The organism is Acidiplasma aeolicum, from assembly GCF_001402945.1.
In the GTDB taxonomy this organism is placed as follows: Archaea; Thermoplasmatota; Thermoplasmata; order Thermoplasmatales; family Thermoplasmataceae; genus Acidiplasma; species Acidiplasma aeolicum.
Genome location: NZ_LKBG01000169.1, coordinates 1 through 920, shown reverse-complemented (window position 1 = coordinate 920; position 920 = coordinate 1). Strand labels below are relative to the sequence as shown.

Sequence of the window (920 nt, the reverse complement as noted above, 5' to 3'; positions counted from 1 at the left end):
CGCAGCTTGATAGGGAATTGAGGGAGATACTGTTTTCAAATAAGGAATTAAAGGATCTTGGTGATTAAAATATTCATCAAAATAATTTTGTTCAATTTTCTTATTTATTATTTTAACAATATATAAATAAACAGAATAATTAACAGTCAGACCATTAATTTATTGCGCCAATTGCTGAAATAAAATCACCACAGCATTGCATGTTAAATAATTAACATAAGTTTAATTAAAATCATTACAATAATGCAATATGAAGAAAATTTTGGTTTTGGCCTCTGGTAATGGTACAAATTTTCAGGCAATAATAGATGCAATAAATAATGGCGTGGTAAATAATGCAAAAATAACAAAATTGATATGCAACAATAAAAGGGCAAATGTACTTGAAATTGCCAGATCAAACAATATAGAACCAATATTAATAGATTCAAAAGGTGATTATAATAAATTAATATCAGAAATACTATTATCAGAAAACCCGGATTTAATAGTATTGGATGGTTATATGAAAATATTACCTGATTTTATTATAAATAAATTTTTATACAAAATAATAAACATACATCCGTCATTACTGCCATTATTTGGCGGCAAGGGCTATTATGGAAAGAGGGTACATGAGGCTGTATTAAAATCCGGTGCAAGATTTTCTGGATGCACAATACATTTTGCAACAAATGATGTTGATAATGGCCCAATTATAGACCAGAGGATAGTTAATGTTGATGATTATGATACACCGGAATCACTTGAAGAAAAAATACATGAGCAGGAGCATAAGGCATTGGTATTTTCCATAAACCTTGTATTAAGTGGAAACTATGAGATAAATGGCAAAAGGGTTATAAGGAAATTATAATTTATCCAAAAATATATAATAATTTAACATAATTTTATATTTATAATTAAATGAGGGGTTA

The 920-nt window shown here is 27.6% G+C and carries 1 protein-coding gene; it reads left to right on the top strand.

Annotated features, from left to right (window positions below; genetic code table 11):
- Positions 1-250: 250 nt before the first annotated feature.
- Positions 251-859 (top strand): phosphoribosylglycinamide formyltransferase, encoded by a 609-nt coding sequence (purN, locus tag AOG54_RS04105; protein ID WP_048101922.1) that lies wholly within the window; start codon positions 251-253, stop codon positions 857-859.
- Positions 860-920: the final 61 nt, after the last annotated feature.